The sequence below is a fragment of the Streptomyces cadmiisoli genome (assembly GCF_003261055.1).
GTDB classification, from domain to species: domain Bacteria; phylum Actinomycetota; class Actinomycetes; order Streptomycetales; family Streptomycetaceae; genus Streptomyces; species Streptomyces cadmiisoli.
Map to the genome: position 1 here is coordinate 3,728,570 of NZ_CP030073.1, position 14,121 is coordinate 3,742,690.

At 71.7% G+C, this 14,121-nt stretch carries 13 protein-coding genes; 9 read left to right on the forward strand and 4 right to left on the reverse strand.

Annotated features, from left to right (window positions below):
- Positions 1–47: 47 nt before the first annotated feature.
- The 4 genes from DN051_RS15780 (at position 48) to DN051_RS15800 (ending at position 2,949) form a co-directional block, all read left to right on the forward strand.
- On the forward strand, positions 48–1,631 hold the full coding sequence (locus tag DN051_RS15780) for an acyl-CoA carboxylase subunit beta (RefSeq protein WP_112438940.1): 1,584 nt from the start codon (positions 48–50) through the stop codon (positions 1,629–1,631).
- A gap of 14 nt (positions 1,632–1,645) precedes the next feature.
- A complete protein-coding gene (locus DN051_RS15785; RefSeq protein ID WP_053758329.1) occupies positions 1,646–1,855 on the forward strand; it encodes an acyl-CoA carboxylase epsilon subunit in 210 nt (69 codons plus the stop codon).
- Between the two features lie 289 nt (positions 1,856–2,144).
- Positions 2,145–2,273: a morphogenic membrane protein MmpB gene (gene mmpB, locus DN051_RS47270; protein ID WP_107093892.1), complete on the forward strand. Its 129-nt coding sequence runs from the start codon at positions 2,145–2,147 to the stop codon at positions 2,271–2,273.
- 55 nt (positions 2,274–2,328) lie between these two features.
- The gene (locus tag DN051_RS15800; RefSeq protein ID WP_053758328.1) at positions 2,329–2,949 is read left to right on the forward strand and encodes a Maf family protein; all 621 of its coding nucleotides are present in this window, start codon (positions 2,329–2,331) and stop codon (positions 2,947–2,949) included.
- Here DN051_RS15800 and DN051_RS15805 read toward each other — a convergent pair.
- On the reverse strand, positions 2,918–3,394 hold the full coding sequence (locus tag DN051_RS15805) for a hypothetical protein (RefSeq protein ID WP_053758327.1): 477 nt from the start codon (positions 3,392–3,394) through the stop codon (positions 2,918–2,920). The genes DN051_RS15800 and DN051_RS15805 overlap by 32 nt on opposite strands.
- A gap of 391 nt (positions 3,395–3,785) precedes the next feature.
- On the opposite strand from DN051_RS15805, the gene DN051_RS15810 reads away from it, so the two are divergent.
- Complete coding sequence (locus tag DN051_RS15810; protein WP_112438941.1) at positions 3,786–5,558, forward strand: acetyl/propionyl/methylcrotonyl-CoA carboxylase subunit alpha; 1,773 nt, start codon at positions 3,786–3,788, stop codon at positions 5,556–5,558.
- 569 nt (positions 5,559–6,127) lie between these two features.
- Here DN051_RS15810 and DN051_RS15815 read toward each other — a convergent pair.
- Positions 6,128–7,060, reverse strand: a complete 933-nt coding sequence (locus tag DN051_RS15815) for a DeoR/GlpR family DNA-binding transcription regulator (protein ID WP_053756950.1) — start codon at positions 7,058–7,060, stop codon at positions 6,128–6,130.
- Between the two features lie 203 nt (positions 7,061–7,263).
- Complete coding sequence (locus DN051_RS15820; RefSeq protein WP_053756949.1) at positions 7,264–8,712, reverse strand: NAD(P)H-quinone dehydrogenase; 1,449 nt, start codon at positions 8,710–8,712, stop codon at positions 7,264–7,266.
- A gap of 105 nt (positions 8,713–8,817) precedes the next feature.
- Between DN051_RS15820 and DN051_RS15825 the strand changes: the two genes are divergently transcribed.
- The 3 genes from DN051_RS15825 to DN051_RS15835 all read left to right on the forward strand — a co-directional run bounded on the left by DN051_RS15825 (position 8,818) and on the right by DN051_RS15835 (position 11,901).
- A complete protein-coding gene (locus DN051_RS15825) occupies positions 8,818–9,258 on the forward strand; it encodes a gamma-glutamylcyclotransferase (RefSeq protein WP_053756948.1) in 441 nt (146 codons plus the stop codon).
- A 114-nt stretch (positions 9,259–9,372) separates the two neighbouring features.
- On the forward strand, positions 9,373–10,197 hold the full coding sequence (locus tag DN051_RS15830; protein WP_053756947.1) for a purine-nucleoside phosphorylase: 825 nt from the start codon (positions 9,373–9,375) through the stop codon (positions 10,195–10,197).
- A gap of 57 nt (positions 10,198–10,254) precedes the next feature.
- Positions 10,255–11,901 carry a phospho-sugar mutase gene (locus DN051_RS15835; RefSeq protein ID WP_112438942.1) on the forward strand — a complete coding sequence of 549 codons (1,647 nt, stop codon included), beginning with the start codon at positions 10,255–10,257 and terminating at the stop codon, positions 11,899–11,901.
- Between the two features lie 358 nt (positions 11,902–12,259).
- Here the strand turns inward: DN051_RS15835 and DN051_RS15840 are convergent, their stop codons facing one another.
- A complete protein-coding gene (locus DN051_RS15840; RefSeq protein WP_053756945.1) occupies positions 12,260–12,940 on the reverse strand; it encodes a PH domain-containing protein in 681 nt (226 codons plus the stop codon).
- A gap of 230 nt (positions 12,941–13,170) precedes the next feature.
- On the opposite strand from DN051_RS15840, the gene deoC reads away from it, so the two are divergent.
- Entirely contained in the window at positions 13,171–14,118 is a 948-nt protein-coding gene (gene deoC / locus DN051_RS15845; protein WP_112442297.1) for a deoxyribose-phosphate aldolase, read from the forward strand.
- The last annotated feature ends 3 nt before the right edge of the window (positions 14,119–14,121 follow it).

Sequence of the window (14,121 nt, forward strand, 5' to 3'; positions counted from 1 at the left end):
GATGAGTAACCGTCCCCCCTTTTGAGCAGGCAGGGAGCCGCATCCCGATGTCCGAGCCGGAAGAGATCGACATTCATACGACCGCGGGCAAGCTCGCGGACCTTCAGCGCCGCATCCAGGAGGCGACGCACGCCGGTTCGGAACGCGCGGTCGACAAACAGCACGCCAAGGGCAAACTGACGGCCCGTGAGCGGATCGATCTCCTGATGGACGAGGGATCCTTCGTCGAACTCGACGAGTTCGCCCGGCACCGCTCCACCAACTTCGGCCTGGAACACAACCGCCCCTACGGCGACGGCGTCGTCACCGGCTACGGCACCGTCGACGGCCGCCCCGTCGCCGTCTTCTCCCAGGACTTCACCGTCTTCGGCGGCGCCCTCGGCGAGGTCTACGGCCAGAAGATCGTCAAAGTCATGGACTTCGCCCTCAAGACCGGCTGCCCCGTCATCGGCATCAACGACTCCGGCGGCGCCCGCATCCAGGAAGGCGTCGCCTCCCTCGGCGCCTACGGCGAGATCTTCCGCCGCAACACCCACGCCTCCGGCGTCATCCCCCAGATCAGCCTCGTCGTCGGACCCTGCGCCGGCGGAGCCGTCTACTCCCCCGCCATCACCGACTTCACCGTCATGGTCGACCAGACCTCCCACATGTTCATCACCGGCCCCGACGTCATCAAGACCGTCACCGGCGAAGACGTCGGCTTCGAAGAACTCGGCGGCGCCCGCACCCACAACACCACCTCCGGCGTCGCCCACCACATGGCCGGCGACGAGAAGGACGCCATCGAATACGTCAAACAGCTCCTGTCCTACCTGCCGTCCAACAACCTCACCGAACCCCCCGCCTTCCCCGAGGAAGCCGACCTCACCCCCACCGACGAGGACCACGCACTCGACACCCTCGTCCCCGACAGCGCCAACCAGCCCTACGACATGCACACGGTGATCGAACACATCCTGGACGACACCGAATTCTTCGAGACCCAGCCCCTGTTCGCCCCCAACATCCTCACCGGCTTCGGCCGCGTCGAAGGCCGCCCCGTCGGCATCGTCGCCAACCAGCCCATGCAGTTCGCCGGCTGCCTCGACATCACCGCCAGCGAAAAAGCCGCACGCTTCGTCCGCACCTGCGACGCCTTCAACGTCCCCGTCCTGACCTTCGTCGACGTCCCCGGCTTCCTGCCCGGCGTCGGCCAGGAACACGACGGCATCATCCGCCGCGGCGCCAAACTCATCTACGCCTACGCCGAAGCCACCGTCCCCCTGATCACCGTCATCACCCGCAAAGCCTTCGGCGGCGCCTACGACGTCATGGGCTCCAAACACCTCGGCGCCGACCTCAACCTCGCCTGGCCCACCGCCCAGATCGCCGTCATGGGCGCCCAGGGCGCCGTCAACATCCTCCACCGCCGCACCATCACCGACGCCGACGACCCCGACACCACCCGCACCCGCCTCATCACCGAATACGAAGACACCCTCCTCAACCCCTACATCGCCGCCGAACGCGGCTACGTCGACGCCGTCATCATGCCCTCCGACACCCGCCGCCACATCGTCCGCGGCCTACGCCAACTCCGCACCAAACGCGCCACCCTGCCCCCCAAGAAACACGGCAACATCCCCCTGTGACCCCGGAGCCACCCATGACCATCAAAGTCGTACGGGGCAACCCCACCCCCGAGGAGCTCGCCGCCGCCCTGGCGGTGGTCAGAGCCCGCGCCGCGGCGGCGTCCGCCGTGCCGCCCGGCGCCACCGGCCCGCGGGACGCCTGGTCGGACCCGTCGCGCGTCGCCGCCCAGCACCTGCCCCAGCCGGGCCCGGCGTCCTGGGCGCGCACCTACTGGCCGGGCTAGGGCCTGTCGTCACATTCCTGTCGTTGCCCGAAGGGCGGCCCCGCGGCGTCCGGTGCGTGCTCTCGGCGTGCCGGGCGGAAGTCCTCGTACTGGACGTACTCGGGCTTTCGCCCGGTGCGGCGAGAGTGGGTGCCGGGCGTCGCGGGGCAGGCGGGAATTTGACGACAGGCCCCAGGGCCTGGGCCGGTGATCGGGCCGTGTCTGTCCTGGCGGCGTCCGCGGCCCGTTCGCAGAAGTTGAGTACGCGTACTCAGGCGCCGCCCGACGTCACCGCCCGACGATCGAAGGCATGCTGTGGTCCGACCCGGAGAACGAGCCGCCCGAGGAACTGCGCGAGACGCAGAAGATGTTGCGGCGGCTCGGTGTTCTCGTGGCGCTGGCCATGGTGCTCACGATGATCGTGATCGGGCTGGGCTGACCACCCGCGAACCCGGCCGTTCTGCGGGGGCCGGCCCGGCCCGTACCCTGATCGCATGACCGATCAGCCGCGCCGCCGACTCGTCCTCGCCTCCCAGTCCCCCGCCCGGCTCGGACTGCTGCGCCAGGCCGGACTCGACCCCGAGGTGATCGTCAGCGGCGTGGACGAGGACGCGGTCACCGCGCCCACCCCCGCGGAGCTGGCGCTAGCCCTGGCCGAGGCGAAGGCCTCGGTGGTGGCCGCCCGGCCCGAGGTCAAGGGCGCCCTGGTGATCGGCTGCGACTCCGTGCTCGACCTGGACGGCCAGGCGCTGGGCAAGCCCGCCGACGCCGAGGAGGCCGTCGCGCGCTGGAAGGCGATGCGCGGACGGGCCGGCACGCTCCAGACCGGCCACTGCATCTACGACACGCTGAGCGGGCGGTACGCCTCCGCCACCGCCTCCACGGTCGTCCGTTTCGGTGAGCCCACCGACGCGGAGATCGCCGCCTACGTCGCCTCCGGTGAGCCGCTCTACGTCGCCGGCGCGTTCACCCTGGACGGCCGCTCGGCCCCGTTCATCGACGGCATCGACGGCGACCACGGCAACGTGATCGGCATCAGCCTGCCGCTGGTGCGCCGCCTGCTGGCCGATCTGGGGGTCGGGATCACGGAGCTGTGGGCGCCGGCGGAGGGCTGACCGGGGAGCCGCCGTCCCCCTTGCCGCCCGCCGGTACCGCGTCGGCCGGCTCCGCCCGGCCGTCGTAGGTCATCAGCAGCAGCACGATCAGGCCGAGCACCACCACCATGAGGAGGAACGCGGTCCAGCCCACCAGCCCCCAGGTGAACGCGCCCAGCAGGCCGTGCACGACGGCGGCGCTGATCAGCAGGACCCGTCCGAACCCGGCGGGAGCCCGGTCGCGCAGGGCGACGAGCAGGGCCACCAGGCCGCACAGGGCGAAGTAGAGGCCGAAGACGACCCCGCCGGCCTTCGAGGACACGGACATCACGTCCGGGTCCAGCCCGGCCAGGGACATGTCCTGACGGTCCACCACGACCCCCAGGAACCAGTTCAGCGCGGCCACGCCGAGCGCCTCCGCGAAGAGCACGACCGCCACGATCCAAGCCACCGGCCTGCGCACCACCGGTCCCCACCCACTTCCCGAGCCGCCGAGCCGTCCGGCCTCGTCCGGCCGGCACTGCTGTTACCCCAAGTACGTTCGAGCCGTCGTGAACGCTACTAACGGGTAAACCCGGGGACAAGGGTTCTGCGGAAGGCAAAGATGCATTGGGCCATTCGTAGGGACTCGACAAAGAAACCGGGTGGGGCGCAGCACGCTCTCACAGAGACCTTGACCACATCGGAGGGCTAGGGTTTTCCGGAGGAATCCTGCGTAGCACCGTGCGACATGGGATTTCGCGGGTCGAGCGAGCCTCGCATCACGCTCCGTGTGGGCAAGCTCACCACTGGGGACGGGTCGAAGTGCCGTGTCGGCAGTCCCTAAACTCGGCTTGTTTCAAGGAGGGAGCCTCATCGTGCGCAAGGTGCTCATCGCCAATCGTGGCGAAATCGCTGTCCGCGTGGCCCGGGCGTGCCGGGATGCCGGCATCGCGAGCGTGGCCGTCTACGCCGACCCGGACCGGGACGCTCTGCATGTCCGCGCCGCGGATGAGGCGTTCGCTCTGGGCGGTGACACCCCGGCGAGCAGCTACCTCGATTTCGAGAAGGTGTTGCGGGCGGCGCGGGAGTCGGGTGCGGACGCGGTCCATCCGGGGTACGGCTTCTTGTCGGAGAACGCGGAGTTCGCGCAGGCGGTGCTGGACGCGGGGCTGGTGTGGATCGGTCCGCCGCCGCAGGCGATCCGGGATCTGGGGGACAAGGTCGCCGCCCGGCACATCGCGCAGCGGGCCGGGGCGCCGCTGGTGGCGGGGACGCCGGATCCGGTCTCGGGTGCGCCCGAGGTGGTGGCGTTCGCCGAGGAGCACGGTCTGCCGATCGCGATCAAGGCGGCGTTCGGTGGTGGCGGGCGCGGTCTGAAGGTGGCCCGCACGCTGGAGGAAGTGCCGGAGCTGTACGAGTCGGCGGTACGTGAGGCGGTGGCCGCGTTCGGCCGGGGCGAGTGCTTCGTCGAGCGGTACCTCGACAAGCCCCGGCACGTGGAGACCCAGTGCCTGGCCGACCGCCACGGCAACGTCGTGGTGGTCTCCACGCGTGACTGCTCGCTGCAGCGCCGCCACCAGAAACTGGTCGAGGAAGCCCCCGCGCCGTTCCTGTCGCCGGCGCAGGTCCAGGAGCTGTACCGGGCCTCGAAGGCGATCCTGAAGGAGGCCGGCTACGTCGGTGCCGGCACCGTGGAGTTCCTCGTCGGCACCGACGGCACCATCTCCTTCCTCGAGGTCAACACCCGCCTCCAGGTCGAGCACCCGGTCACCGAGGAAGTCGCCGGGATCGACCTGGTCCGTGAGATGTTCCGGATCGCCGACGGCGAGGAACTCGGCTACGACGACCCGCCGCTGCGCGGACACTCCTTCGAGTTCCGCATCAACGGCGAGGACCCCGGCCGCAACTTCCTGCCCGCCCCCGGCACCGTCACCGCCTTCACCCCGCCCACCGGCCCCGGAGTCCGCCTGGACGCAGGAGTCGAGTCCGGCAGCGTGATCGGCCCGGCCTGGGACTCCCTGCTCGCCAAACTGATCGTGACCGGCCGCACCCGCGCCGAAGCACTCCAGCGCGCCTCCCGGGCGCTCGCGGAGTTCCAGGTCGAGGGCATGGCCACCGCGATCCCCTTCCACCGCGCCGTGGTCACCGATCCCGCCTTCGCTCCCGAGCTGTCCGGATCGGACGATCCCTTCACGGTCCACACCCGCTGGATCGAGACCGAGTTCGTCAACGACATCAAGCCCTTCGCGTCGCCGGCCGACACCGACACCGACGAGGAAGCCGGCCGTGAGACCGTCGTCGTCGAGGTCGGCGGCAAGCGCCTGGAGGTCTCCCTGCCCGTCTCGCTGGGCATGTCCCTGGCCCGGACCGGCCTGGCCGCCGGCGCCAAACCCAAACGACGCGCCGCGAAGAAGTCCGGCCCCGCGGCCTCCGGCGACACCCTCGCCTCACCCATGCAGGGCACCATCGTCAAGGTCGCCGTCGAAGAAGGCCAGCAGGTCCAGGAAGGCGACCTCGTCGTCGTCCTGGAAGCCATGAAGATGGAACAGCCCCTCAACGCCCACAGGTCCGGCACCATCAAGGGCCTCACCGCCGACGTCGGCGCCTCCATCACCTCCGGCGCCCTCATCTGCGAGATCAAGGACTGACGGCCCCGACCGCACAGCGGTCGAGGAGACGGACGCGGCGGCGCGTTCGGCGAGGGTCTCCCTCGCCGGGCGGGCCGCCGCGGCGTTGTGTCCCCGGGTCGGCCGTCCGGCCGTCACGTCCGCCCGGACACCGGTGCCGCCCCCGGCGAACGGGGACACTCCAGCCGTCCGGTGACTCCACCCGACGCCAGGTCGTCCCGGGGCCGTGCCGTCCCGATGACCCGTCATGCCGACGCCGCGTCACCCTGACGGCCGAGCGTCGTCGCGGAGGTTCCGGCGGGCCGGCGTCGCGCCACGGCAGACGGTCCACCGGCCGACGCACCGCCATCCGGACGGCCCAACGCCGCGAAGACACGGCGTGCGACGCGAGCCGACTCCATGACCCCGCGGCTCACCGTCGGCAGAGGCCCCATGCCCGAGCTGATCCCACCGTCGGCGGAGGCCCATGACCTGAGCTGATCCCACCGTCGGCGGAAGCCGCCACCCGAACCGGATTCACCGTTGGCGGAGGCCCACCACGCGGGCCCGATGCACCACCGGCGGAATCCCGTCACCCGAACGAACCGGATTCACCGTCGGCGGAGGTCCGCCACCCGGGCCCGTTCCGTTCCCGGCGGCTGGTCGCCCAGGACCGCAGCCGTACGGAGGGTGGGGCCGCCGGGGACCTGGCCGCGGCGCGGCCCCGGGAGCGGTACGTCCCGGCGCTGCTGACGCGCCGGGCCGGCATCACCCCCCACGTTTCCGTTTCCCGGGGCGCCGGTCCCCGCCACCGCGATCTGCACGCCCTGGTCGGCCAGCGCCTGCAACTCGGTGGCCGCACGGTCGTCGTGCGGCGGGGGCTCGTCCGTCACCAGCCGGGTGATCAGATCGGTCGGGACCGTCTGGAACATCGTGTCGGTGCCGAGCTTGGTGTGGTCCGCGAGGACCACCACCTCCGCGGCGGCCTGGACGAGTGCGCGGTCGACGGAGGCCGAGAGCATGTTGGACGTGGACAGTCCGCGCTCGGCGGTCAGACCGCTTCCGGACAGGAAGGCCCGGGACACCCGCAGCCCCTGGAGGGACTGCTCGGCGCCGGAGCCGACCAGGGCGTAGTTGGAACCGCGGAGGGTCCCGCCGGTCATCACGACCTCCACCCGGTTGGCGTGGGCGAGCGCCTGGGCCACCAGGAGGGAGTTGGTGACGACGGTCAGGCCGGGGACCCGGGCGAGCCGGCGGGCCAGCTCCTGCGTGGTCGTCCCCGCCCCGACCACGATGGCCTCGCCCTCTTCGACGAAGCCCGCGGCGAGATCGGCGATGGCCGTCTTCTCGGCGGTCGCGAGATGTGACTTCTGCGGAAAGCCGGACTCCCGCGTGAATCCGCCCGGCAGTACCGCACCGCCGTGCCGGCGGTCTAGGAGTCCTTCTGCCTCCAGTGCGCGCACGTCCCGCCGTACGGTCACTTCGGAGGTCTGGACGACGCGGGCGAGCTCACGGAGCGACACGGCCCCGTTCGCTCGCACCATTTCGAGGATCAACTGGCGACGTTCTGCAGCGAACACGAAACTGACAGTAACCCCAACGACCGTCTGCTTTCAGCAGTTTGCGCCGAATAACAGAAGTTGTTCGCACACAGCAGCGGGAAGTGGTATAGGAACCTACTCTCCCCGCCTATGCCGCCCGCATGGGCGGCAACTCCCCGTGACCAGCGGGGAGTCGGTTTCGGCCGTCAGACTTCGCCGGTCGCCTTGCGGGTGTACAGCTGCCGCGCCACCTCGGCGATCGACCCCGAAAGGGAGGGGTACACGGTGAACGCGTTCGCGATCTGTTCGACCGTCAGATTGTTGTCGACGGCGATCGAGATGGGATGGATCAGCTCCGAGGCGCGCGGTGCGACGACCACACCGCCGACCACGATGCCGGTGCCCGGCCGGCAGAACATCTTCACGAAGCCGTCCCGGATGCCCTGCATCTTGGCGCGCGGGTTGCGCAGGAGGGGCAGCTTCACGACCCGCGCCTCGATGACGCCGCCGTCCACGTCGGCCTGCGTGTAGCCGACCGTGGCGATCTCCGGGTCGGTGAAGACGTTGGAGGAGACCGTCTTGAGGTCGAGGGGGGCCACCGCGTCGCCGAGGAAGTGGTAGACGGCGATGCGTCCCTGCATGGCGGCGACGGACGCGAGGGCGAAGACACCGGTCACGTCACCGGCCGCGTACACACCCGGGGCGGTCGTCCTGGACACCTTGTCGGTCCAGATGTGACCGGAGTCGCGCAGCTTGACGCCCGCCTCCTCCAGACCCATGCCCGCGGAGTTGGGGACCGCGCCGACGGCCATCAGGCAGTGCGAGCCGGTGATGACCCGGCCGTCGGAGAGGGTGACCTCCACCCGGTCGCCGACCCGCTTGGCGGAGGCGGCACGGGAGCGGGCCATCACGTTCATGCCACGGCGCCGGAAGACGTCCTCCAGCACGGCGGCGGCGTCCGGGTCCTCGCCGGGCAGCACGCGGTCGCGGGAGGAGACGAGGGTGACCTTGGAACCGAGCGCCTGGTAGGCGCCGGCGAACTCGGCGCCGGTGACACCGGAGCCGACCACGATGAGCTCCTCGGGGAGCTCGGTGAGGTCGTAGACCTGGGTCCAGTTCAGGATGCGCTCGCCGTCGGGCTGGGCGTCGGGCAGCTCGCGCGGGTGGCCGCCGGTGGCGATCAGCACCGCGTCGGCGGTGAGCGTCTCCTCGGTGCCGTCGGCGGCGGTGACGACGACCTTGCGGGAGCCGTCGAGGGCCTGCATGCCCTCCAGCCGGCCGCGGCCGCGCATCACCCGGGCGCCGGCCCGGGTGACGGAGGCGGTGATGTCGTGGGACTGGGCGAGCGCGAGGCGCTTGACGCGTCGGTTCACCTTGCCGAGGTCGACGCCGATGATGCGGGCGGCCTGCTCCTGCGGCGGGGTGTCGTCCTCGACGATGATCCCCAGCTCCTCGTAGGAGGAGTCGAAGGTTGTCATCACCTCGGCCGTGGCGATGAGCGTCTTCGACGGCACGCAGTCGGTCAGTACCGACGCTCCGCCCAGACCGTCGCAGTCGACGACGGTCACCTCCGCGCCGAGCTGCGCGGCCACCAGCGCCGCTTCATAGCCGCCGGGTCCGCCACCGATGATCACGATCCGAGTCACGTACTCCATTGTCCCGCACCCCTCAACGTGCCACCGCCCCGGGGTTCGACCGGGCTATCACAGGTACCCCGGAGACGGAAGTGACAAGCGAGCCGACTGCCGTACGCTCGGTCCATGTCGCTCTACGCCGCGTACGCCGGCCACCTCGACGCGCGGCTGATGTCGCGTCGCGTCCCGCACTCCCCGCTGCGGGCCACCGGGTGGCTGACCGGCTGGCGGCTGACGTTCGGCGGTGAGCACATCGGGTGGGACGGAGCCCTGGCGACGGTGGTCGAGTCGCCCGGCTCCCAGGTGTTCGTGGCCCTCTACGAAGTCGCGCCGATGGACGAGGACACGCTCGACCGCTCGGTCGGGGCGGCCGGACTCGACGCCTACCGCCGGTTCCGGATCCGCGCGCACACGCTGGACGGCGAGGAACCGGCCTGGACGTACGTCCTCAACGGCTACGAGGGCGGACTGCCCTCGGCCCGCTACCTGGGCGAGATCGCGGACGCCGCGGAGTCCGCGGGAGCACCCCACGACTACGTCATGGAACTGCGCAAGCGGCCCTGCTGAGCCCCGGGGCCCACCGTGGCGCGCGAGGGTCGTCGGAAACGACAAGACAACGATCGCAATCCCGTGAGCTCTGTCATCTACGCGCGTAGGCCGGGACCGGCTACCCTCATCCGCGTGAACGCATCTCTTCTTCCGGACGACATCCAGGGCGACCCGTACGCCGCCGCCGACGCGGCGGCCGCTCGCCTGCGCGAACTGACCGGCGCCGAGTCCCACGACGTCGCCCTCGTGATGGGCTCCGGCTGGGCCCCGGCCGTGGACGCGCTGGGCGATGCCGACGCCGAGTTCCAGGTCACCGAGTTGCCCGGGTTCCCGCCGCCCGCCGTCGCGGGCCACGGCGGCAAGGTCCGTTCGTACCGGATGGGTGACAAGCGCGCCCTGGTCTTCCTCGGCCGTACCCACTACTACGAGGGCCGCGGGGTGGCCGCCGTCGCGCACGGCGTGCGCACCGCGGTGGCCGCCGGCTGCAAGACCGTCGTGCTCACCAACGGCTGCGGCGGTCTTCGGGAGGGTATGCGTCCCGGCCAGCCCGTGCTGATCAGCGACCACATCAACCTGACGGCGACGTCCCCGATCGTCGGCGCGAACTTCGTCGACCTCACCGACCTGTACTCGCCGCGGCTGCGCGCCCTGTGCAAGGAGATCGACGCGACCCTGGAAGAGGGCGTCTACGCGCAGTTCCCCGGCCCGCACTACGAGACGCCGGCCGAGATCCGCATGGCCCGTGTGATCGGCGCGGACCTGGTGGGCATGTCGACCGTGCTGGAGGCGATCGCCGCCCGCGAGGCCGGCGCCGAGGTGCTGGGCATCTCCCTGGTCACCAACCTGGCGGCCGGCATGACCGGCGAGCCGCTCAACCACGAGGAGGTGCTCCAGGCCGGCCGGGACTCCGCGGCGCGCATGGGCGCCCTGCTCGGACAGGTGCTGGACCGCCTGTAGGCCGCCGGGGCCGCTCCGGAGCACACCGCAGGAACACGACGAGAGGGTTGACCCGACGTGCACGACGATCTCCTCGCACGGGCAAGGGCGTGGCTGGCCGAGGACCCCGACCCGGAGACCCGCGCGGAACTCGCCGGGCTGATCGACGCCGGGGACGTCACCGAGCTGGCCGAGCGCTTCGGCGGCACGCTCCAGTTCGGCACGGCGGGTCTGCGGGGCGAGCTGGGCGCCGGGCCGATGCGGATGAACCGCTCCGTGGTCATCCGCGCCGCCGCCGGCCTCGCCGCCCACCTGCGCAAGCAGGGGCACGCCCGGCAGGACGGCGGCAGCGGCCTGGTCGTCATCGGGTACGACGCCCGGTTCAAGTCGGAGGAGTTCGCCCGCGACACCGCCGCCGTGATGACCGGCGCCGGACTGCGCGCGGCCGTCCTCCCGCGGCCCCTGCCGACGCCCGTGCTGGCGTTCGCGATCCGGCACCTCGGCGCGGTCGCCGGGGTCGAGGTCACCGCCAGCCACAACCCGCCGCGCGACAACGGCTACAAGGTGTACCTCGGCGACGGCTCCCAGATCGTCCCGCCCGCCGACGCGGAGATCGCCGCCGAGATCGACGCCGTACGGTCCCTGGACGACGTGCCCCGCCCCGCGGACGGCTGGCAGACCCTCGACGACGGCGTCCTGGACGCCTACCTGGCCCGCACGGACGCCGTACTGGCCCCCGGCTCCCCACGCACGGCCCGGACGGTCTACACGGCGATGCACGGTGTCGGCCGCGACGTCCTCCTCGCCGCCTTCGCCCGCGCGGGCTTCCCCGCGCCGGCCCTGGTCGCCGAACAGGCCGATCCGGACCCGCGGTTCCCGACCGTCGCCTTCCCCAACCCGGAGGAGCCCGGCGCGATGGACCTGGCCTTCGCGAAGGCCCGTGAGACGAATCCGGACCTGGTCATCGCGAACGACCCGGACGCCGACCGCTGCGCCGTGGCCGTCCCGGTCGGCGACGACTGGCGCATGCTGCGCGGCGACGAGGTCGGCGCGCTGCTCGCCGCGCACCTGGTGGACCGCGGGGCGCGCGGCACGTTCGCGGAGTCGATCGTCTCCTCCTCCCTCCTCGGCCGGATCGCCGAGAAGGCGGGCCTGCCGTACGAGGAGACCCTCACCGGTTTCAAGTGGATCGCCCGGGTCGACGGCCTGCGCTACGGCTACGAGGAGGCCCTCGGCTACTGCGTGGACCCCGACGGCGTGCGCGACAAGGACGGCATCACCGCCGCCCTGCTGGTCACTGAGCTGGCCTCACGGCTCAAGGAGGAGGGCCGCACCCTCCTCGACCTGCTCGACGACCTGGCCGTCGAGCACGGCCTGCACGCCACCGACCAGCTGTCGGTCCGGGTCGAGGACCTGTCGGTCATCGCCGACGCGATGCGGCGGCTGCGCGAGCGGCCCCCGGCGCGGCTCGCCGGTCTGCCCGTCACCCGCGCCGACGACCTCACCGAGGGCAGCGACCGGCTGCCGCCCACGGACGGCCTGCGCTACACGCTGGACGGCGCACGGGTCGTCGTCCGGCCGAGCGGCACGGAGCCGAAGCTGAAGTGCTACCTGGAGGTCGTGATCCCGGTCGCCGCCCACGCCGACCTCCCCGCGGCCCACGCCCGCGCGTCGACCCTGCTGACGTCCCTCAAGAGCGACCTGTCCGCGGCGGCCGGCATCTGACGGCAGGCCCCGGAACGTGAGCCGGGGCGGGCCCTGCCGGGGGCTCGGCGACGATTCCGCGCCGCGGGACGATCCCGAAGGGGAACGTCCCGCGGTTCCGCGGGGCGGCTCGGGTCGGAGTGCCGCGGTTCGCGGGCGGCCGGAGCCGGCGTGCGGCTCGCCAGTGCCGCGTCAGGCAAGGTTCGCCGGTCGAGGAGCGGCGTCCGGTGCGTGCTCTCGGCGTGCCGGCCGTGAGTCCTCGTACTGGACGTACTCGGGCTCTCGGCCGGTGCGGCGGGTGGGGGCACCTCCCACGCCTTTCAGGCAGTGGGGGAGCGTGCCGGGCGTCGCGACGGGGCGAACGTTGCCTGACGCGGCACTAGCCCACCGCCAGCAGCACGGCCAGCAGCACCGCCCCGGCGATCACCGGCACCACCACCTCGTACGCCCAGCGGACCGTCACCTCGCCCTGCGCCGTGCTCGCCTTCTCCCGGGCCTCCAGCGTCAGCCGGAGGTCGTGGATGATCTGGTCGCTCTCCGCCCGGACGGGCCCGTCCGTCCCGGAGCCGCCCCCGAAACCGCCGAGGCCCCCCATCCCCTTGGGCCGGCTGACCCTGCCGCTCTGCTCCGCCTCCCACCGGGCGGTCTTGCGCGCCGCCCGCTTGCGGCCGCGCAGCGAGACGGGCACGGCCCACAGCTGGTACTTCGTGCCGGACTTGGCGACGACCTCGTTGGTGTAGCCGGAGCGCAGCGAGGCGACCTCGCCCCAGGGCAGCTCGACGACCCGGAACGGGTTGCGCACCCGCAGCCGGTCCTCGCCCGAGAAGACCGCGGGCCGGATCGTGAAGGCGACGACCAGCGGCGCCACGACGAGCAGGGTGGCGAGCGCCTGCCAGGGCGTACTGCCCTCGCTGTTCACCATGGCGTCGATGCTGATCCAGCCGGCGAGGGCGAGCAGCAGGACGCCGGCGACGAGCCCCATGGGTGAGCGGTAGATCCGGTCCTTGGTGGTGGGGCCCGAAGGCTGCGGTGCTGGTGACTGGTGGTCCGGGGTGGTCATGGAGCCGATTCTGCCCGACGTCTCCGAAAGGTCCCCACGCGGTGCCACCCGGCGCGGCCCGCGCACAGCCGCTCCGGCCCCGATCCGCAGCACCCGCGCAGCACGGGTCCGCAAAAGCCGCGACACCGCCCTGCCCCCGAACCGCGGGGTGATTCCCCTCGCCCGCCCCACGCGTGAGGGTCCGGGGGGTGTACAGCCGCTACGCGCGTAGATATGCTCGTCTGGTGACCATGCCCACCTCTGCACACACCCTCACGGACGTGGCGGCCTCCGAGAGCACGCTGCGTCGGTTCCTCCACGGGCTGCCCGGCGTCGACGCGGTCGGCCTGGAGGCGCGTGCCGCCTCGCTCGGCACCCGTTCCATCAAGACCACCGCCAAGGCGTACGCCATCGACCTCGCCATCTCGATGGTCGACCTGACGACGCTGGAAGGCGCGGACACCCCCGGCAAGGTCCGGGCCCTCGGCGCCAAGGCGGTCCGTCCCGACCCGACCGACCGCTCGACCCCGTCGACGGCCGCGGTCTGCGTCTACCCCGACATGGTGGCCGCCGCGAAGGAGGCCGTCGCCGGATCGTCGGTGAAGGTCGCCTCCGTCGCCACCGCCTTCCCGGCGGGCCGCGCCCCGATCGCCGTCAAGCTGGCGGACGTGCGCGAGGCGGTCGCGGCCGGCGCCGACGAGATCGACATGGTCATCGACCGCGGCGCGTTCCTCTCGGGGAACTTCATGAAGGTGTACGAGGAGATCGTCGCCGTGAAGGAGGCCTGCGGGGCGGCCCGCCTCAAGGTCATCTTCGAGACCGGCGAGCTGTCGACGTACGACAACATCCGGCGGGCGAGCTGGCTCGGCATGCTGGCCGGGGCGGACTTCATCAAGACGTCGACCGGCAAGGTGGCGGTGAACGCGACCCCGGCGAACACCCTCCTCATGCTGGAGGCGGTGCGCGACTTCCGCGCGCAGACCGGGGTGCAGGTCGGTGTGAAGCCGGCCGGCGGCATCCGCACCTCCAAGGACGCCGTCAAGTTCCTGGTCCTGGTCAACGAGACCGCCGGCTCGGACTGGCTGGACAACCACTGGTTCCGCTTCGGTGCTTCCTCGCTCCTGAACGATCTGTTGATGCAGCGTCAGAAGCTGGCCACCGGCCGCTACTCCGGCCCCGACTACGTCACGGTGGACTGAGAC